The organism is Pseudomonas sp. 8(2025), assembly GCF_052665325.1.
The window spans coordinates 13132-31955 of sequence record NZ_JBQOIE010000008.1 but is presented as its reverse complement, the minus strand read 5'-3'; the positions used below and the strand labels follow the sequence as shown (position 1 = coordinate 31955).

The window sequence follows — 18824 nt, the reverse complement described above, 5'->3', positions numbered from 1 at the left end:
TGGCTGCCGCCCGATCAGCGATATGGCGCGGCGTAGCCGCCGCACCATGGTCATGGCCGGGTCAGAACTGGTAGCTAGCGTTCAGGCGCAGGCCGTGCTCGCTGGACGCATCACCCAGTTGCGCGCTGTATGCGGCGCCCAGGCTCAACTCAGGGGTCAGCCGGGTTTCCACGCCCGTTTCGAGTACTGCACTGTTGCGTGAATAGGCCACGCCTTCGACACGGAAAGCATCACTTGCGTCGAAACGATAGGTGTTGGCCGGTGTAGCGCCGGCCAAGGCATGTTTCCAGCCGGCACTGGCAAAGAGGCTGAGCGACTTGCCGCTGTCCAGTGGCTTGCTGGCACTGGCACGCAACCCCAGGGTGGCGAACGTTTGTTGGTCCGAGACCTGTTTGGCGCTCAGGGCAGCGAGGCCCCCATGTTCCTTGAAGCCATCGCTCTTGACCTGCACGTGGGTCAGGTTGGCAAAGGGTTCCAGCTGTACTGAAGGGCCGAAGTCCAGGCGCCGGCCCACTTCACCGAACGCCTGCAGGGTGCCGGCTTGATGGGTGGACTGCAGATGGTCGCTGTAGCCGGCAAAGTTCACCGAACGCTTGGCGTCGATCCGGCTCCAGGTGTAGGCCAGGCCGCCACGCAGGTCGAAGTCGCTGACCTGGGCCCCGCCATAGACCCCCAGGTGGATATTGTCGTTGTCGCTGGAAGCATCCCGTGACGAGCTTTTCAGTTCCGTTCGGCTGTAACCGGTTAACGCGCCGATATGACCGCTGTCACCGACCTGGGTGTCGACACCGGCGAGCACGCCCTGGGTGTCGCTGCGCAATCTGGCGACATTGCTGCCCCCCTTGAGCTCCCCCCAGTTGCCCAGCGTGGTGATCCAGGGGGTCAGGCCTGAATCGCTGTCACGGCTGGCGCCAATGTCCTGGGTGGCGGTCACCGAACGTAGGCGACTGTTTGCCGCGTCGCGGACCAGGCGGCTGTCCTGGATCAGCGCCGAACGGGTCGAACTGTGGAAATCCCCGGACAGTTGCTCGAAGGCCGAGCGGGCCTGGTGATCGTCGGGCAGGTAGGCGATGGCCTCGAATAGTTTGTTGTGCACCGGTGGCGTCAGAGCCGGTACGGCAGAACCCTTCAGGCTTTGCAGCGCAGTGGCCGTGGCGCGCTGGTTGCGCGAGAGGGCGGCGTCCTGGAACAGACGGGTCTGCTGTACATCCAGGTAGGCGTTGTGGCTGTCGTAGTTATCCACCAGATTGTAGAACGTCGAGACTCGGGTATCGCCGGTCAGGTTGTAGCGACCGCTCAGGCCCTGCTGGGTCGCGAGGATCAGGTAGCGCCTGTCCAGCTCGTAGCGGGCGCTGTCGAGCTTGTCGGCGTTGACGATGCTGCCTGCGTCCAGCCGCGCTGCGCCGTTCACCTGCAGTCGGTCGCTGGCGCCAGTGCTCAGCAGTTCGGTGTAGAAGGTCGAGCCGCTGTGCTGGTCCAGGTTGCCAGACACGGTGAGGGTGCCGATGTCGTTGCCCGGGGCCACTGTGGCACCGTCGTGCAGGGTGACATTGCCGACCTGGCCATTGCCGGCCAGGGTCGCGCCCGTATGCACGTCGGTGGAGCCACCGAGGGTGCCGTTGACGGCGAGGATACCGGCTTCGACCTGGCTCTGGCCGTGGAAGTTGGAACTGTTGCCGCTCAGTTCGGTGCGGCCGGTACCGCGCTTGTTGAGCGTACCGCTACCCGCCATTGAGCCCCCGAAGCGGTAGCTGTCGGCGCGGTTCAACACCAGGCTGCCGGGCGCATCGATCTGCACGTCACCGAGAATCGAGCCGCTGCGGCCTCCGCTTGTGCCGGCACCCAGTTGCAGGGTGCCGTTGCTGATCAGCGTGCCGCCGCTGTAGGTGTTTTCTGCGGTGAGCACGGTGGTACCGGTACCACGTTGCTCGACCGAGCCGCTACCGGAAATCACCTGGTCGTACTGGTACGAGTTGTTGCGATCGAACACCACCTGGCCATCGTTGCCGATATCGCTCAGTACTGCGCCGGCACTGCCGTTGTGGGCGCCGATGTGCAGGCTGGCGTTGCGATCGACCTGCACCTGTCCGGCCATGGCGTTGTTCAGCAGCAGTTCGCCACCCTGGACATGCAGTTCGCCGCTGAAGGTGCTGGAGTCACCGTTGAACAGGGTCTGTCCGGCGATGTGGCTGATGCGTCCATGGCCTTCGAAGCCGGCGTCGAACGAGTGGTCGCTGTCGCTATGGTTGAACTGGACCAGCCCCTGGCCCAGGCCGAAGATCACCCGTGCGGCATCCAGTTGGCCCGCAGCCCGAGCGTCAGCGGCATTGGCGCTGGCCGCCCCCACATAGAGCGCAGCGCTGGCGCTGGCGTCCCGGGCAATCTGCAGGGCGCCGCTGCCGACCCTGGCCTGGCCTTGATCGGCCAGCGTCAGGGCCGCCTTGCCGCTCTGGCCCAGGGTCATGTTGCCGGAGACGTTCAATTGGCTGCCTGCGCCACTGATGTTGATAGCGCTGGTGGCGCCCGGGTCGGCCGCCACAATGCTGTCCCGAGCGTTGACCTGAGCGCCGTTGCCGACGGTCAGCGAACCGTTGCCGGCACCGCCGACAGTCAATGTCTTGTCGCTGGTCAGGGTTGCGCCGCCATCGACGTTGAGCGCGCCAGATGCACCCTGCTCGGCGCTGATCAGAGCATTGCCCTGGGTGTGGGCTCGCGAGCCGCTGCCCAGGTTCAACTCGCCGGACCCGCTTTTGCCGACGATCAAGTCACCGGCTGTGCCCAGTCTCGCGCCGTTGTTGAATGAGGCCTTGCCCACGGCGCCTTGTACGCTGCCCAGGGTGAGTGCGTCGGCGATTTCCAGCCAGCCGTTGCCGCCCACATTCAACTGGCCCAGGCCATTGCTGCTGGTGCCGACGTTGAGACTGCCGATCATTTGTGCGCTATCCAATTGCGCGACATCGTTGGTTCCCCTGCTGAGCGGCCTGTCAACGTTGACGACTTCATTGCTGGCGGGAGCGCCCTTGCTCCAGTTGCCATTTCTTTCCCAGGCGTTGTCTTCGTTGACCCGATAGGCGTTGCCGTTCGGGTCGACTGCCAGGTGGTAGGCATCCCCGGTCCAGGTCGTCTCGGCAAGGACCGCGGGGGATAACGAACTCAGTGCTAGAGCAACAGCGGTCGTGGTACTGGCGTATTTGAAATGGTTCTTTTGCAACATTTTATTCTTCAAGGCGATGCCTGTTCAGTCGAGGGTTTGAAAACAACATTGAGCGTGTTGGCAAATAGCGTTGTGCAAGGGGGAGTTACAGCGTTGGAGGGGCTAACTCTCGAGACGAAATAAGAACTATTGGGTTGTGAGTTGTCCTAGGCTCGTGCTGTAAAAAGTCCGACTCGAGTGTTGTATTCGTGCAAGTTCTGGCGGTGTTGGAACGGTCCGGGAAGTTGCAATGGGTTCGGTGGTTCAAAGAGGATAGGGGCGTGCTACAGGCAGGGGCAGAGGGGAGATGGAGTATTTCGGGGGAGTAAGGAATATCTGATTAAAGGCGCAGAATCGTCTTTGTTATTTGTAGGTTGTTTAAGTTGTTTTAGATTGGAAGTGTCTGATACTTGATTTCTGGATCAGTAGAATTTCATCTTTCCAGATTTTTTGCGGGGGAGTGTGACGAGGATGGAAGTGTGTTTTAGATGAGGCGGTGGGGGGAGTGCTTGAAAGTTGTTTTTAACTTTCCTTGTTATTCCACCACCGCAGGTATCTGGGGGAGATCAGCGATCGGTCAGCTATTCGCTCGGGATGGCCCGGGGTCCCGGCCTGAGCACCAGCCACAGCGCGGCGGCAATCAGCGCGCCGCCATACAGGTGGGCCATGGACAGCGGCTCGTCCAGCAGCAACGCGCCCCACAGTACGCCGAATGGCGGGATCATGAAGGTCACGGTCATCGAACGCACCGGGCCGATGGCGCTGAGCAGGCGGAAATACAGCACGTAGGCAAACGCGGTGCAGCCCAGCCCCAGCCCCAAAAGCGATAGCCATACGCTCCAGCCACCCCAGCTGGGGGGCGGCTGGCTGATGGCGTTGTAGGCGAACAGCGGCAACAGCAGCAGGGTCGCTCCCAGCATGCTGCCCAGGGCCGACAGGCGGCTGTCCAGGCCGCCGGCCTGGTCCAGCCAGCGTCGGGCGAGGAACCCGGCGAAGCCGTAGCAGGTGGTGGCCATCAAGCAGGACAGGGCGCCCAGCAGTAGGTCTCGGTCGAAGGCCACGGGGCCGGCGCGGGTCAGGATGCCGACGCCGAGCAGGCCCAGGCAGACCCCGGCGAATTTGCTCGGGGTCAGGCGTTCATGGAAAAACAGGCCGCCGATCAGCACCCCCATCAACGGCGTGGTGGCATTGAAGATCGCCGAGTAGCCGGCGGGTAGCACCTGGGCCGCCACCGAGTACATCGTCGCGGGTATCCCGGAGTTGATCACCCCGAGCAGCAGCACGGTCTTGAGCTTGCCGCGGAAGTTCCAGTCGACCCGCATCAACGCCAGCATCACCAGCAGCCCGATCGCGGCGATGGACACCCGGAAGAAGGCCGTGGGCACGCTGCCCAGTACCGGGGCGATGATGCGCATGAACAAGAAGCTCGCGCCCCAGATGGCGGCCAGCGACAGCAGGCGCAGCAGATCGACAGGTTTCACAGGAGGTTCCTTGGGTTCGGGGCGAGGGATCTTGCCCAGCGTGGCCGGGCATGGCAAACCTTATTGGCGCACGGGGCAAAGAAAACCCGCACCCCGATTGTTGCGTTCAATCCTGCGTTGCAGAGGCCTGGAGACAGAGCGACCGCCGGGTCATTTTTCGGCGTACGTCCCATCACAAAAATACGCTTCTCTTCACCTCGTTTCACTGGCTAAGCTCTGGCATCGTAAATTCCCGCAGAGGTCTCTTTATGTCGCAGTCATGGCCCGCCGCCGATATCGCTCGAATGATCCTCGATGGCTTCGACGACTACCGCGAGCACTTTCGCCAGATCACCGACGGTGCCCGGCAACGCTTCGAGCAGGCGCAGTGGCAGCAAGCGCAAAAGGCCTCGGCAGCGCGGATCAACCTGTATGAAGAGAAGGTGGGCGAGACCGTGGCCCGCCTGCACCAGGCCTTCAGCACCGAGTCGCTGATGGATGTCAGCCAGTGGCCACTGGTGAAAAGCGCCTACATCAGCCTGATCGACCTGCGCTTTGACGATGAGCTGTCCGAGACCTGGTACAACTCGATCTTCTGCGGCCTGTTCAGCCACGACCTGATCAGCGACGGCTGCATGTTCATCCACACCACCCGGCCCAGCCTGCGCCGGGCCCGGGCCGCGCAGACCCGCAGCTACAAGCCCCAGGGCGAACTGGCGACGATGCTCGAACAGGTGTTCGCCGACTACCGCTTCAGCGAGGACTACGCCGACCTGCCGGGGGACCTGCGGCGCCTGGAGGCGCAATTGCGGGAGAACCTGCCGGACTGGGTGTGCAAGGACCCGGAACTGACCCTGGAACTGTTTTCCTCGGTGCTCTACCGCAACAAGGGCGCCTACCTGGTGGGGCGCATCTTCACCCATGAAGAACAGTGGCCGCTGGTGATCCCGCTACTGCACCGCGAAGGCCGGGGGATCCAGATCGACGCGCTGATCACCGACGAGGCGGACGTCTCGATCATCTTTTCCTTCACCCGTTCCTACTTCATGGTGGACGTGCCGGTGCCGGCGGAATTCATCGGCTTCCTCAAGCGCATCCTGCCGGGCAAGCACATCGCCGAGCTGTACACCTCCATCGGTTTCTACAAGCACGGCAAGTCGGAGTTCTACCGTGCCCTGATCAACCACCTGGCCAGCACCGACGATCGCTTCATCATGGCGCCCGGGGTGCGCGGCATGGTCATGAGCGTGTTCACCCTGCCGGGCTTCAACACCGTGTTCAAGATCATCAAGGACCGCTTCTCGCCGTCGAAGAACGTCGACCGGGCCACGGTGATCGAGAAATACCGGCTGGTGAAAAGCGTGGATCGGGTGGGCCGCATGGCCGATACCCAGGAGTTCGCCGACTTCCGCTTCCCCCTGAGCAAGTTCGACCCGGCGTGCCTTGAGGAACTGCTGGAAGTGGCGCCCTCCACGGTGGCGGTGGAAGGCCAGACGGTACTGATCCGCCACTGCTGGACCGAGCGGCGCATGACCCCGCTCAACCTCTACCTGGAGCATGCCAACGAAGCCCAGGTGCGCGAGGCCCTGGAGGACTACGGCCTGGCGATCAAGCAGCTGGCGGCGGCCAACATCTTCCCCGGCGACATGCTGCTGAAGAACTTCGGCGTCACCCGCCATGGCCGGGTGGTGTTCTATGACTACGACGAAATCTGCTTCCTCACCGAAGCCAACTTCCGCCACATTCCGGCCCCCCGTACCCCGGAAGATGAAATGGCTTCCGAACCCTGGTATTCCATCGGCCCCCACGACGTGTTTCCCGAGGAGTTCCCGCCGTTCCTGTTCGCCGATGCCGGCCAGCGCAAGCTGTTCGACCAGCTGCACGGCGAGCTGTACAACGCCGATTACTGGAAGGGCCTGCAGGAGGCCATCCGCGCCGGCAAGGTGATCGATGTCTTCCCTTACCGGCGCCAAGGCCTGGAAGACGAATAAATAGACGTGCAGGAGCCGGCTTGCCGGCGAGGGCGCCCTCACTGGCCCCTTCGCCGACAAGCCGGCTCCTACGTATTGCATGGACTTTTCTGCGACAATCGCGCCCTGCCTAAATAGACGACCCTTGCGTACCTGATGACTGACGAATCGCCTGCAATCGACCAACTGCTGAAAAACCTCGATCAAGCCATGCTCGGCGACCGTCACCGGTTGCGCCGGCAGTTGCTCGAACTGCGCAAGAAGCCCGACGAGGCCAAGCTCGCCCAGTGGCTGGAGCGCATGCAGGCTTCCTGCAACCTGGTGACGGCGCGTCGCCAGAGCGTGCCGCAGATCCGCTATGACGACAGCCTGCCGATTGCCGCCAAGCGCGACGAGATCAAGGAGGCGCTGCTCAAGCATCAGGTGCTGATCATTGCCGGCGAGACCGGCTCGGGCAAGACCACCCAGTTGCCGAAGATCTGCCTGGAAATCGGTCGTGGCCAGCATGGCCTGATCGGCCATACCCAGCCCCGGCGGATTGCCGCCCGCAGCGTGGCCAGCCGGGTCGCCGAAGAGCTGGCCACGCCCCTGGGCTCGCTGGTGGGCTACCAGGTGCGCTTCGAGGACCAAAGCGATTCCAGCACCCTGATCAAGCTGATGACCGACGGCATCCTGCTGGCGGAAACCCAGAACGATCGCTACCTGGAACGCTACGACACGATCATCGTCGACGAGGCCCACGAGCGCAGCCTGAACATCGACTTCCTCCTCGGCTACCTCAAGACCCTGCTGCCGCGGCGCCCGGACCTGAAGGTCATCATCACCTCGGCGACCATCGACCTTGAGCGCTTCTCCAAGCACTTCGATAACGCGCCGATCGTCGAGGTCTCCGGCCGTACCTTCCCGGTGGAAACCTGGTATCGCCCGTTGACCCTGGAACAGGACGAGGAGGGCAACCGGGTCGAGGACGACCTCACGGTGGACCAGGCGATCCTCGCCACCCTGGATGAAATCGCCGCCCATGAACGCAGTGAAAGGCGCAGCCCCGGGGATGTGCTGGTGTTCCTGCCCGGCGAGCGGGAGATCCGCGACGCCGCGGAGATGCTGCGCAAGGCCCAGCTCAAGCACACCGAGATCCTGCCGCTGTACGCGCGCCTGTCGCCGGCGGAACAGCAGCGCATCTTCCAGTCCCACCCGGGCCGCCGCGTGGTGCTGGCCACCAACGTCGCCGAAACCTCGCTGACCGTGCCGGGCATCCGCTACGTGATCGACAGCGGCACTGCGCGCATCAGCCGCTACAGCTACCGGGCCAAGGTCCAGCGCCTGCCCATCGAGGCGATTTCCCAGGCCAGCGCCAACCAGCGCAAGGGCCGTTGCGGCCGGGTCGAACCGGGGATCTGCGTACGCCTGTACAGCGAGGAAGATTTCCTCGGCCGGCCGGAATTCACCGACCCGGAGATCCTGCGTACCAACCTGGCGGCGGTGATCCTGCAGATGCTGCACCTGCGCCTGGGGGAAATCACCGCCTTCCCGTTTATCGAGCCGCCGGATGGAAAGGCCATCAGCGACGGTTTCAACCTGCTGCAGGAACTCTCGGCAGTCGACCGCAACAGCCAGCTGACACCACTGGGCCGGCAACTGGCGCGCCTGCCGGTGGATCCGCGCATGGGCCGCATGCTGCTGGAAGCGGCCAAGCTCGGCAGCCTCCAGGAAGTGCTGATCGTCGCCAGCGCCATGTCGATCCAGGACCCCCGCGAGCGTCCGCCGGAGCGCCAGCAGGCCGCCGACCAGGCCCACGCCCAGTGGAAGGACGTGGATTCGGACTTCGCCGGGCTGGTCAACCTGTGGCGCGGCTTCGAAGAACAGCGCCAGGCCCTCACCGCCAGCCCGCTGCGCAACTGGTGCCGCAAGAATTTCCTGAACTACCTGCGCCTGCGCGAGTGGCGTGATTCGCACCGGCAATTGAGCCTGATCTGCCGCGACCTGCAACTGAGCCTGAACAAGGAGCCGGCGGACTACCCGAAACTGCACAAGGCGGTGCTGGTAGGCCTGCTCAGCCAGATCGGCCAGAAGACCGAAGACGGCGACTACCTGGGGGCCCGCCAGCGGCGCTTCTGGATCCACCCGTCCTCGGGCCTGGGCAAGAAGCGCCCGCAATGGCTGATGACCGCCGAGCTGGTGGAAACCACCAAGCTCTATGCGCGCATGGTGGCCAAGATCGAGCCGGACTGGATCGAGCCCCTGGCCGGCCATCTGGTGAAGAAGAACCACTTCGAGCCCCATTGGGAGAAGAAGCGCGGCCAGGTAGTGGCCTACGAGCAGATCACCCTGTTCGGCCTGATCGTGGTCGGCCGCCGGCCAGTGCATTACGGCCCGGTGGACCCGGTGGTGTCCCGCGAGCTGTTCATCCGCGAGGCCCTGGTGCGTGGCGAAATCCAGTCCAAGGCCAAGTGCCTGAGCGCCAACACCCAACTGCTGGAACAGCTCGATGCCCTGGAAGCCAAGGCCCGGCGCCGCGACATCCTGGCCGACGAGGAAACCCTGTTCGCCTTCTACGACGCACGCCTGCCAGCGGAGATCCACCAGACCGCGACCTTCGACAGCTGGTACCGGGTGCACAGCCAGAAGAACCCGCAGTTGTTGATCATGCGCGAGGAAGACGTGCTGGCTCGCGAGGCCAGCGAGGTCACCGCCAAGCAGTACCCGGACACCTTGCATATCGGCGACCTGGAACTGGCCCTGAGTTACCACTTCGAACCCAACCATCCCCGGGACGGCGTAACCCTGCGGGTGCCGGCGCCGCTACTGCCGGCACTGCCCGCCGAACGCCTGGAATGGCTGGTGCCGGGGCTGATCGAGGCCAAGTGCATCGCCCTGGTGCGCAACCTGCCCAAGGCCCTGCGCAAGAACTTCGTGCCGGTGCCGGACTTCGTCAAGGCCGCCCTGCAGCGCATGGTCTTCGCCGAGGGCTCCTTGCCCCAGGCCCTGGGCCGCGAGCTGCTGCGCATGACCGGTGCCCGGGTCAGCGACGAGGCCTGGAGCGAAGCCGAACAACAGGTGGAAAGCCACCTGCGGATGAACCTGGAAATCGTCGACGCCCAGGGCAAGTTCCTCGGCGAAGGCCGCGACCTGGCCGAACTGACCGCGCGTTTCGCCGAAGCCAGCCAGGCTGCCCTGGCGGTGCCGCAGACTGCCAAGAGCCAGCAACCGGTGCAAGCCAAGGTATTTGCCGCGGTGGCGGAAAAGACCCAGCAGAAGATCGCCGGGCTGTCGATGACGGTGTACCCGGCCCTGGTGGAGGAGGCGGGTACGGTCAAGGAAGGGCGCTTCTCCACCGCTGCCGAAGCCGAGTTCCAGCATCGCCGGGCCTTGCAGCGCCTGCTGTTGCAGCAACTGGCCGAGCCGGCCAAGTTCCTGCGGGGCAAGTTGCCGGGCCTTACCGAGCTGGGCCTGCTGTACCGCGAACTGGGCCGGGTCGATGCGCTGGTGGAGGACATTCTCCTGGCCAGCCTCGACAGTTGCATTCTTGAAGGCGAGGCCGTGCTGCCTCGGGATGGCGCGGGCCTGGCCTCCCTGGCCGAGCGCAAGCGTGGTGCCTGGACCGAGCACGCCGAGCGCCTGGCACGCCTGACCCTGGAGATCCTCAAGCTCTGGCACGGCCTGCAAAAGCGCTTCAAGGGCAAGATCGACCTGGCCCAGGCCGTGGCCCTCAACGACATCAAGGCCCAGCTGGCGAACCTGGTGTACCCGGGCTTTGTCCGGGAAACCCCGGCCCTGTGGCTCAAGGAACTGCCGCGTTACCTCAAGGCCGTGGAACTGCGCTTCGAGAAACTCGGCAGCCAGGTGCAGAAGGACCGGGTCTGGAGCAGCGAGCTCACGGGCCTGTGGAGCCAGTACCAGACCCGGGCCCAGAAGCATGCCCAGGAAGGCAAGCGCGACCCGCAGCTGGAGCTGTACCGCTGGTGGCTGGAGGAGTACCGGGTGTCCCTGTTCGCCCAGCAGTTGGGGACCAAGGTGCCGATTTCCGACAAGCGCCTGAGCAAGCAGTGGAGCCTGGTCGACGCCTGATCTAAAGCCCTTCGCAGGCGCTGGCGTGCCAGCGAAAGCGCCGCCAGGGGCGGTACAGGGTTGACTCCGTCGATCTTGCAGTTGCGGCGAAATGGCGGAGGTTATGGCAAACTCCGCCGTCATAAATGCCGGCCCCGGCTTTCTGCATCGCAGGCAGCCTGGGCGGATCGGAATAAAGCGATGCCAGAAACGGCTCCCCTGGCGGGAGTCGTCCCTTTACGGTTTGGCACGTGAGTGCCAATACCTTCTGCCTCAACACATTAGAGGAACGACCGTGCACAACGTCGTCATCAGCGGCACCGGCCTGTTTACCCCGGCCAACAGCATCTCCAACGAAGAGCTGGTGGAATCGTTCAATACCTACGTCCACCAGTTCAACAGTGACAACGCTGCCGCCATCGAGCGCGGCGAAGTGCAGGCCCTGACCGAATCCAACGCCGCCTTCATCGAAAAGGCCTCGGGCATCAAGAGCCGCTTCGTCATGGACAAGGACGGCATCCTCGACCCGCAGCGCATGGCTCCACGCCTGCCGGAACGCTCCAACGACGAATGGTCGGTACTCTGCCAGATGGCCGTGGCCGCCGCCGAGCAAGCCCTGCAGCGGGCCGGCAAGACTGCCGCCGACATCGACGGGGTGATCGTCGCCTGCTCCAACCTGCAGCGCGCCTACCCGGCCATCGCCATCGAAGTCCAGGCCGCACTGGGCATCCAGGGTTTTGGCTTCGACATGAACGTGGCCTGCTCCTCGGCGACCTTCGGCATCCAGGCGGCCTGCAACAGCGTGCAACTGGGCCAGGCCCGGGCGATCCTGATGGTCAACCCGGAAGTCTGCACCGGGCACCTGAACTTCCGTGACCGCGACAGCCACTTCATCTTCGGCGACGCCGCCACCGCGGTGGTCATCGAGCGAGCCGACCTGGCCACCTCCGAGCACCAGTTCGACATCGTCAGCACCAAGCTGCTGACCCAGTTCTCCAACAACATCCGCAACAACTTCGGCTTCCTCAACCGCGCCGCGGAAGAGGGTATCGGTGCCCGCGACAAGCTGTTCGTCCAGGAAGGCCGCAAGGTATTTCGCGATGTATGCCCGATGGTGGCCGAGCTGATCGCTGCGCACCTGGAAGAAAACCAGCTCAACGTCAGCGACGTGAAGCGCTTCTGGCTGCACCAGGCCAACCTCAGCATGAACCACCTGATCGTCAAGAAGCTCCTGGGCCGCGAAGCCTCGGTGGAAGAAGCGCCGGTGATTCTCGACACCTACGCCAACACCAGTTCGGCGGGTTCGGTGATTGCCTTCCACAAGTACCAGGACGACCTGGCCAGCGGTTCCCTGGCCGTGCTCAGCTCCTTTGGCGCCGGTTATTCGATCGGTAGCGTGTTGCTGCGCAAGCGTTGATCCAGGGTTGGGGTGTGGCGTCGGGCGGGATTGGCGCGTCACACCCCCTCAAACCTGCATGATTGAACGAGGCACGAATGGCCGCTGCTGATGACACGCAACTGCTAGAGCGCCTGTTGGCGGGCGAACAAAAGGCTTACAAGGAACTGGTCGGCACCTACCAGAGCGCCATGCGCGCCGTGGCCTACGCCATTGTCGGCAACCGCCACGCCGACGAAGTGGTACAGGACGCCTGGCTGTCGGTGGTGCGCAACCTGGCGGGTTTCCAGGGGCGTTCCAGCCTCAAGACCTGGCTGCTGACCATCACCGCCAACGCGGCCAAGAGCCGCTACAAGCAGAACCGCCGGGAAGTGTTGCTCGACGATCTGCCGGCGCCCCATGGCACCGTGGGTGATGAGCGTTTCTCCTCCAGCGATGGTCACTGGCTGGTGGCGCCTTTCGCCTGGCACGAAGACACCCCGGAGGCCCTGCTGACCGAGTCCGAACTGCGTGACTGCCTGGAGCACACCTTGCTCAGCCTGTCGGAGTTGCAGAGCAGTGTCCTGCTGTTGCGCGAACGCCAGGGCCTGGAGCTGGAAGAGATCTGTAACCTTTTGGGGCTCACGCTCTCCAATGTCCGGGTACTGCTGCACCGGGCGCGTCTGAAGGTCTTCGCCACCGTGGAGCATTTTGAGGAAACCGGCCAATGCTGACCTGCAAGGAACAAGTGGCACGATCCAGCGATTATCTCGATGGCCAGTTGAGCTTTCGCGAGCGCTTGATGGTGCGCCATCATCTGTTGTTCTGCCCCAACTGCCGGCGTTTCATTCGCCAGATGCGCCTGCTCCAGGCCACCTTGCGGGTGCTTCCGGAGCCGCCCCTGGAAGGTCTCGACGAACTGGCCGAGCGTCTGGCCGCCGAGCGCCAGAACCACCGCTGATCCTGCCTCCCCCATGGCTCGGTAGCCGCTGTCGAGCCCCGGCGAGGCTGCGAAAAGGCCCGCAGGGCCTTGCTTGACGGTCTCCCGCCGAACCTCCAGCGCCCTCAGGATCGCGGCGTCTCCTACGGAGCCGTTCGCCGCCTCGCCGGGACTCGACGGCTACAGACGCCACATGAAACTGTCATCCGATCAAAGGTGACAGTGTTCTTGTGTCCCCCTATTCCCCCGCAAAACCCAGGGCAAAGGCTCTAGTACAGGCTTTTTGCCTTATTTCATTTCGAAGTAAAAAAGTTCCCCTGTAATCAAATCTTTATCTATCAGCAACCCGGCTGAAATAACCCCTCGCCAAGATTCCCACCCAACACCAGCGGGCCAACCCCGCGTGTTTTCCAACGCTACAGACCACCAATTAGGGGAACTCTTCGATGATCCGTAAGCACTTCGCCGGTTTTGCCGCCAGCGCCCTGGCCCTGGCAGTAACCGCCCAGGCTTTCGCTGGCACCGTCACCACCGACGGCGCCGATATCGTAGTCAAAACCAAGGGCGGCCTTGAGGTTGCTACCACCGACTCCGCGTTCAGCTTCAAGCTGGGCGGTCGTCTGCAAGCCGACTATGGCCGTTTCGACGGGTTCTACACCAAGAATGGTGACAGCGGCGACGGCGCGTACTTCCGCCGCGCCTATCTGGAATTGGGCGGCACCGCCTACAAGGATTGGAAATACCAGATCAACTACGACTTCTCCCACAACTCGGGCACCGCCGATGACGGTTACTTCGACGAGGCGTCCATCTCCTACGTCGGCTTCAAGCCGGTGACCCTGCGCGCCGGCCGCTTCGACGAAGACTTCGGCCTGGAGAAGGCCACCAGTTCCAAGTGGGTCACCGCCATGGAGCGTAACGCCGCCTACGAGCTGGCCGACTGGGTCAACTCCCACGAGAACGGCATGGGCCTGCAGGCCAGCTCGGTGGTCGCCGACATGGCCTACCTGTCCGGCAGCGTGGCGGCCAAGGATATCAACGACAAGGACGGCGACAGCGTCAAGCAGTTCAACGCCCGTGCCGTGTTCGCCCCGATGCACGAGACCGGCAACGTCCTGCACTTCGGTCTGGACTTTGCCAGCCGTGATGTGAGCGACACCGCTTTCGACTCGCGGATCCGCCCACGCCTGGGCGTGCGTGGTATCGCCACCAACGGCGGCAACGATGCCGGCACCAACGGCAACCGTGCCACCTTCGGCGGCGGTGCCGGCCTCAACGCGTCGAGCCAGACGGCCGTTGGCGCCTATGACAATGACCGGGTGTTCGGCGGTGAATTCGCCTTCGCCACCGGCCCGTTCTCGGCCCAGGCGGAATACCTGACCCGCAAGCTGCAGGCCGACAGCAACGCCTACAAGGACGTCAAGGCCACCGGTTTCTACGGCCAACTGGCCTATACCCTGACCGGCGAGGCCCGGGTGTACAAACTCGACGGCGCCAAGTTCGACACCATCAAGCCCGAGAACAAGCAGTACGGTGCCTGGGAAGTGTTCTACCGCTACGACAACATCAAGGTCGATGACAAGAACGTCGTAGCCGCCACCGCCACCCGTGACGTCGGCGATGCCAAGGCCACCATGAACACCATCGGGGTCAACTGGTACGCCAACGAGGCGATCAAGATTTCCGCCAACTACATCAAGGTCAACACCGACAAGATCACCAACAACGCTGGCGATGACAGCGGCGATGCCCTCGTAGCCCGTGTGCAGTACGTGTTCTAACGCTGTTGCAACACCCAGGTAGAGCTCTTTCTCATCCGTTATAGCTCCTCTCGTTTTAACCCCGCCCCGGCGGGGTTTTTTTTTGCCCGCTGCACGGGCGCCTCTCAAGGGCAGGCGGTTTCGTGCAGGTACAGCCACTGCGCCGCATCGCCCTGCACGCGAATGATCGCCAGGGACAGGCGCGCGCTTTCGACCTGGCCCAGGCGGTGGGTTTCCTTGTAGTGGATCGCCGCGCTCTGGCCTTCCTGCCACACACAGCACACCTGGCTGATGCTGATTTCCAGACCGGGGCGTTGGCCCAGGCCTTCGCGAAACAGCTGTTCCACCTGCTCGCGACCGACCATGGCGCCGCCGGTGGTGACCATCTGGAAGTCTTCGGCGAACAGCCCCAGCAAGGGATCGATGCAGGCCTCGGCATCCCCGCGCTGGTTGGTGAAGACGCTGTGAATCAGTTGGTGAATCCAGTGCACGCTGTATTGCGCCTGTCTAGCGATCGAGTTGGGCATGGGAGGCCTCGGGTGGTGGGAGTCGGTTCAGGGCCAACAGGGGTAGCAGGCCGGCTGCGGCGGCCAGCAAAAGGCTCAGGTGGTAGGCGCCGGTGACGCCCCGATAACCCAGCAGCAGGTTGTAGAGCATCAGCAGCAAGGCCGCGCCGAGGCTGAAGGCCATCTGCCGGTTGATGTTCCAGATCACGCTGGCCTTGTGCGTATCGGCGCCGTCGAAGTCCAGCAGGGCGGTGGTCTGCGCGGTATTGGCACCGGCGCCGCCGCCCAGGCCCATCAGCAGGTAGGCCAGGCTGATCAGGGGCAGATCGGCCAGCGAGTCGACCCCGTACAGGCTGGCGATGCCGGCGCTGTGCAGCACCAGGGCGATGGCGAACAGCCGTGCGGCGCCCAGGCGATTGTACAAACGTCCGCAGGCGAGCATCGCCAGCAGTGCGCCGGCGGCATACAGCAGCATGAACATGCCGCTGTGCTGGGCGCTCAGGTGCAGGCTCTCCTGAAGGAAGAACAGGCTCAGCAGATTGACCCCGGTGAAGACCCCGGGGATCGCGTGATAGATAGCCACCGACAGGCCCAGGCGCGGATTTTTCAGCAGCCGCAGTTCGACGATGGGCCGGGCGCAGGCCCGACAGTGACGCCGGTAGCACTCGGCCAATAGCAGGCCGGCAACCAGGCCCGGTGCGGCCTGATGGGCCGGGTAGCCGCTGCCGTACAGCGACATGCCGAGCAACAGGCAGCCCAGGCTCGCAGTCACCAGCAGCAGGCCGCGCAGGTCCGGGCGCGGCGGTGGCGCCGAGCGCTCGGCGTTGATCCAGCACCAGGACAGCAACGCCGCCAGCAGCGACAGCGGCAGGCTGGCGAAGAACACCCAGCGCCAGGAACTGTGGTCGACAATGGCCCCACCCACCGTGGGCGACAGCGCTGGCGCCAGTAGCGCCACGGCCATCACCAGGGTGGAGATCCGCGCCCGTTGCGTGCCCTGGAACAGGTTGAAGGTCAGTGCCTGCCCCAGGGGAATCAGCAGGCCGCCGGCCATGCCCTGGACCAGCCGCCAGAACACCAGTGGCATGAAGCTGTCGGCCAGCCCGCACATCAGCCCGGCAACGCTGAACAGCAGCATCGAGGCGCAGAGCACCTGGCGGTTGCCGAAACGCGCCGCGAGCCAGGTGCTGATGGCGATCACCAGGGTCAGGCCGAGGATGTAGGCATTGGCGACCCAGGCCACGGCGGCGCTGGACACTTGCAGTTGGGCGGCGATAGTGGGCAGGGCCACCGCCGACATGAAAATGTTGACGCAGTCGATGAAGAATCCGAGAAGGAATACCACCGCCACTTTGTATCTGTAAGTCATGCCGTCTCCCTTTTGGCGCGCAGCTTAGGGAGCTTGGGGGCAGGGTGTCGAGGTGCCTATACTTGACGCATTGTTTAATAGGATTTGACAATGAGCGAAAATTTTCACGGCCAGCTGCACCGGGTACAGACCTTTCTTGCGGTGGTGGACTTCGGCTCATACACCCGCGCCGCGCAGTACCTGGGCATCAGCAAGGCCATGGCCAGCCTGCACATAAAGGCTCTGGAGCAAGCGCTGGCGAGCACCTTGCTGATCCGCACCACGCGGCAGGTGACACTGACCGAGACCGGCCAGGCCCTCTACGACGAGTTCAAGGGGATTGTCGCCAATATCGACACCGCCTTCGACAATGTGCTGCACGGGCGCGACCGGGTCAGTGGCAAGTTGCGCATCAGCTCCACCGCGGAGTATGCCGAGGCGTTCGTGTTGCCGATCCTGCCGTTGTTCACCGCGCGTTATCCCGAGGTGCGCCTGAGTTATCACTTCAACTCGTCGTTGAATGATCTGGTGGCGGAAAAGCTCGACCTGGTGATCCGCCTCGGGCACCTGGCGGACTCGGGGTTCAAGGGGCGCCAGCTGGCGGACTACGCCATTGTCCTGGTGGCCAGCCCGGCGCTGCTCAAGGACCGGCAGGTGACGCAGCCTGAAGAGCTCGATGCCTGGCCCTGGATTGGCAACAGCAACCTGGGCGGGCCACCGGGCTGGACCTTCAGCCATCCGCGCCGTGGCGAGGTGGAGGTCAAGGTCAGCCCCGGGCACGAGTCCAACTCGGCGACGGCGATTCGCGCCATGGCCCTGGCCGGCCTGGGGCTGGCGGTGCTGCCGGAGTGGATGGTCCTCGATGACCTGGGCAACGGGCGGCTGGTGCGGGTATTGCCCGAGTACCGGCTGGCCACGCAGCCGGTGCATGTGCTGTTTCCCAACAGTGCGCACCTGCCGCGCAAGTCCCGGGTGTTCATCGACTTTCTGGCGGAGCACCTGGGGCGCTAGCGCTGCGGCGGTTTCGGTGAACCCGGGGATGGAGGATACTCCCCGGGTTGTTCGATCTGAATTCCGGGGACCCCGATGCCGCTGCAATCCTTGAACAGCCTGTCCGCCGTCGATCCTGCGCAATGGGATGGCCTGCTCAAGGACGGGCAACCCTTTGTGCGCCACGCCTTTCTCAGTGCCCTGGAAGACAGCGGCAGCCTTGGCCCGCGCTCTGGCTGGCAGGCCGAGCACCTGCTGCATGTCGAAGACGGTCGGCTGCTGGCGGCGCTGCCCAGCTATCGCAAATGGCATTCCTACGGCGAATACGTGTTCGATCATGGCTGGGCGGATGCCTGCGACCGGGCCGGAATCGACTACTACCCCAAGCTGCTGACGGCGGTGCCGTTCAGCCCGGTGAGCGGCGCCCGGGTGCTGGCAGCGACCCAGGCAGATGCGCTCGAACTGCTGAAAAGCCTGCCCGGCTACCTGGAGATCGAAGGGCTTTCCAGTGCCCATATCAACTTCACCGACGATTTCAGCGACGCGGCCCTGGAGCAGCAACCGGGCTGGTTGCAGCGCCTGGGCTGCCAGTTTCACTGGCAGAACCGTGGCTACCGGGACTTTCAGGATTTCCTCGATGCCCTGAGCTCGCGCAAGCGCAAGCAGATGCGCAAGGAGCGCGAGCAGGTGGCGGGGCAGGGCATTGATTTCCAGTGGCTCGAAGGCCATGAACTGGACCAGGCGCAGTGGGATTTCGTCTATGCCTGCTACGCCAACACCTACGCGGTGCGGCGCCAGTCACCCTACCTGACCCGAGCATTTTTCAGCCTGCTGGCCGAGCGTATGCCCGAAGCGATCCGCGTGGTCCTGGCCAAGCAGGGCGGGCGCCCGGTGGCCATGGCCTTCAGCCTGGTGGGCGGCGACAGTTTCTATGGGCGCTACTGGGGTTGCCTGGCGGAGTTCGACCGCCTGCATTTCGAGACCTGTTTCTACCAGGGCATGGAGTACGCCATCGCCCAGGGGCTGCAGCGCTTCGACGCCGGCGCCCAGGGCGAACACAAGCTGATTCGCGGCTTCGAACCGGTGCTCACCCGCTCCTGGCACTACCTGCGCCATCCCGGGCTGAAGGCTGCGGTGAAGGATTTCCTGCAACAGGAACAGGCCGGAATCCGCGCCTATGCGCAAGAGGCGAGGGACGCCTTGCCCTATCGGCAGGCGTGACCCTCGCCGGCGTT

General features: G+C 64.0%; 12 protein-coding genes. 8 read left to right on the top strand and 4 right to left on the bottom strand.

Features of this window, described 5'->3' with window-relative positions:
• Nucleotides 1–61: 61 nt before the first annotated feature.
• Both ACUXVH_RS16370 and ACUXVH_RS16365 read right to left on the bottom strand, forming a co-directional pair.
• On the bottom strand, nt 62–3214 hold the full coding sequence (locus ACUXVH_RS16370; protein WP_445495404.1) for an autotransporter outer membrane beta-barrel domain-containing protein: 3153 nt from the start codon (nt 3212–3214) through the stop codon (nt 62–64).
• Between the two features lie 560 nt (nt 3215–3774).
• Nucleotides 3775–4674, bottom strand: coding sequence for a DMT family transporter (locus ACUXVH_RS16365; protein ID WP_445495402.1), 900 nt, complete (start codon nt 4672–4674; stop codon nt 3775–3777).
• Between the two features lie 248 nt (nt 4675–4922).
• Here ACUXVH_RS16365 and aceK point away from each other — a divergent pair, with 248 nt between their 5' ends.
• From aceK to ACUXVH_RS16335, 6 genes are all read left to right on the top strand, one after another.
• Nucleotides 4923–6644 (top strand): bifunctional isocitrate dehydrogenase kinase/phosphatase, encoded by a 1722-nt coding sequence (gene aceK, locus ACUXVH_RS16360; RefSeq protein WP_011059868.1) that lies wholly within the window; start codon nt 4923–4925, stop codon nt 6642–6644.
• Nucleotides 6645–6779: 135 nt separating this feature from the next.
• Complete coding sequence (hrpA, locus tag ACUXVH_RS16355; RefSeq protein WP_011059869.1) at nt 6780–10691, top strand: ATP-dependent RNA helicase HrpA; 3912 nt, start codon at nt 6780–6782, stop codon at nt 10689–10691.
• 274 nt (nt 10692–10965) lie between these two features.
• Entirely contained in the window at nt 10966–12087 is a 1122-nt protein-coding gene (locus ACUXVH_RS16350; protein ID WP_019093329.1) for a beta-ketoacyl-ACP synthase III, read from the top strand.
• 77 nt (nt 12088–12164) lie between these two features.
• A complete protein-coding gene (locus tag ACUXVH_RS16345) occupies nt 12165–12779 on the top strand; it encodes an RNA polymerase sigma factor (protein ID WP_011059871.1) in 615 nt (204 codons plus the stop codon).
• Nucleotides 12773–13006, top strand: a complete 234-nt coding sequence (locus ACUXVH_RS16340) for an anti-sigma factor family protein (protein WP_011059872.1) — start codon at nt 12773–12775, stop codon at nt 13004–13006. The genes ACUXVH_RS16345 and ACUXVH_RS16340 overlap by 7 nt, the downstream gene beginning before the upstream one ends.
• Nucleotides 13007–13431: 425 nt before the next feature.
• Nucleotides 13432–14766: an OprO/OprP family phosphate-selective porin gene (locus ACUXVH_RS16335; RefSeq protein ID WP_065364370.1), complete on the top strand. Its 1335-nt coding sequence runs from the start codon at nt 13432–13434 to the stop codon at nt 14764–14766.
• Nucleotides 14767–14870: 104 nt separating this feature from the next.
• Here ACUXVH_RS16335 and ACUXVH_RS16330 read toward each other — a convergent pair whose 3' ends face one another.
• A complete protein-coding gene (locus ACUXVH_RS16330) occupies nt 14871–15272 on the bottom strand; it encodes a nuclear transport factor 2 family protein (protein WP_065364369.1) in 402 nt (133 codons plus the stop codon).
• Nucleotides 15253–16620 carry an MFS transporter gene (locus tag ACUXVH_RS16325; protein ID WP_065364368.1) on the bottom strand — a complete coding sequence of 456 codons (1368 nt, stop codon included), beginning with the start codon at nt 16618–16620 and terminating at the stop codon, nt 15253–15255. Before ACUXVH_RS16325 ends, ACUXVH_RS16330 begins: the two co-directional genes overlap by 20 nt.
• 90 nt (nt 16621–16710) lie before the next feature.
• On the opposite strand from ACUXVH_RS16325, the gene ACUXVH_RS16320 reads away from it, so the two are divergent.
• Together ACUXVH_RS16320 and ACUXVH_RS16315 are read left to right on the top strand one after the other, a co-directional pair.
• On the top strand, nt 16711–17610 hold the full coding sequence (locus tag ACUXVH_RS16320) for a LysR family transcriptional regulator (protein WP_065364367.1): 900 nt from the start codon (nt 16711–16713) through the stop codon (nt 17608–17610).
• A gap of 75 nt (nt 17611–17685) precedes the next feature.
• Nucleotides 17686–18810, top strand: coding sequence for a GNAT family N-acetyltransferase (locus ACUXVH_RS16315; RefSeq protein ID WP_011059877.1), 1125 nt, complete (start codon nt 17686–17688; stop codon nt 18808–18810).
• Nucleotides 18811–18824 lie beyond the last annotated feature (14 nt).

Coding starts and splice junctions, on each gene's coding strand:
- ACUXVH_RS16370 (WP_445495404.1), bottom strand. CDS start 3,214: ATGTTGCAAAAGAACCATTTCAAATACGCCAGTACCACGACCGCTGTT.
- aceK (WP_011059868.1), top strand. CDS start 4,923: ATGTCGCAGTCATGGCCCGCCGCCGATATCGCTCGAATGATCCTCGAT.
- hrpA (WP_011059869.1), top strand. CDS start 6,780: ATGACTGACGAATCGCCTGCAATCGACCAACTGCTGAAAAACCTCGAT.
- ACUXVH_RS16345 (WP_011059871.1), top strand. CDS start 12,165: ATGGCCGCTGCTGATGACACGCAACTGCTAGAGCGCCTGTTGGCGGGC.
- ACUXVH_RS16340 (WP_011059872.1), top strand. CDS start 12,773: ATGCTGACCTGCAAGGAACAAGTGGCACGATCCAGCGATTATCTCGAT.
- ACUXVH_RS16335 (WP_065364370.1), top strand. CDS start 13,432: ATGATCCGTAAGCACTTCGCCGGTTTTGCCGCCAGCGCCCTGGCCCTG.
- ACUXVH_RS16330 (WP_065364369.1), bottom strand. CDS start 15,272: ATGCCCAACTCGATCGCTAGACAGGCGCAATACAGCGTGCACTGGATT.
- ACUXVH_RS16325 (WP_065364368.1), bottom strand. CDS start 16,620: ATGACTTACAGATACAAAGTGGCGGTGGTATTCCTTCTCGGATTCTTC.
- ACUXVH_RS16320 (WP_065364367.1), top strand. CDS start 16,711: ATGAGCGAAAATTTTCACGGCCAGCTGCACCGGGTACAGACCTTTCTT.
- ACUXVH_RS16315 (WP_011059877.1), top strand. CDS start 17,686: ATGCCGCTGCAATCCTTGAACAGCCTGTCCGCCGTCGATCCTGCGCAA.